General features: G+C 66.7%; 1 protein-coding gene. It reads right to left on the bottom strand.

Annotation, left to right across the window (positions count from 1 at the left end; all coding sequences use genetic code 11):
* Positions 1–478 (bottom strand): GTP-binding protein (locus tag ABE505_RS17085; protein ID WP_346445856.1); only part of this gene is annotated, 478 nt, incomplete at both ends.

Below are 478 nucleotides of genomic sequence, written 5' to 3'. Positions count from 1 at the left end.
ACGGCCCGTGACCACCGTGCCGCGACCCGAGATCGAGAACACGTCCTCGACCGGCATCAGGAACGCCTTGTCGATGTCGCGCTCCGGCTCCGGAATCCAGGTGTCCAGCGCGTCGACCAGCTTCAGGATCGCAGGCACGCCGATCTCCGACTGATCGCCTTCCAGCGCCAGGCGCGCCGAACCCGAGATGATCGGGGTGTCGTCGCCCGGGAACTCGTACTTGCTCAGCAGCTCGCGCACTTCCATCTCGACCAGCTCGAGCAGCTCGGCGTCGTCCACCATGTCGGCCTTGTTCAGGAACACGACGATGTACGGCACGCCGACCTGACGCGACAGCAGGATGTGCTCGCGCGTCTGCGGCATCGGACCGTCAGCGGCCGAGCACACCAGGATCGCGCCGTCCATCTGCGCCGCACCGGTGATCATGTTCTTGACGTAGTCCGCGTGGCCCGGGCAGTCGACGTGCGCGTAGTGGCGC

It is taken from the genome of Luteimonas sp. TWI382, from assembly GCF_039674545.1.
Lineage (GTDB): Bacteria > Pseudomonadota > Gammaproteobacteria > Xanthomonadales > Xanthomonadaceae > Luteimonas.
This window is presented reverse-complemented; position numbering and strand designations above follow the sequence as displayed.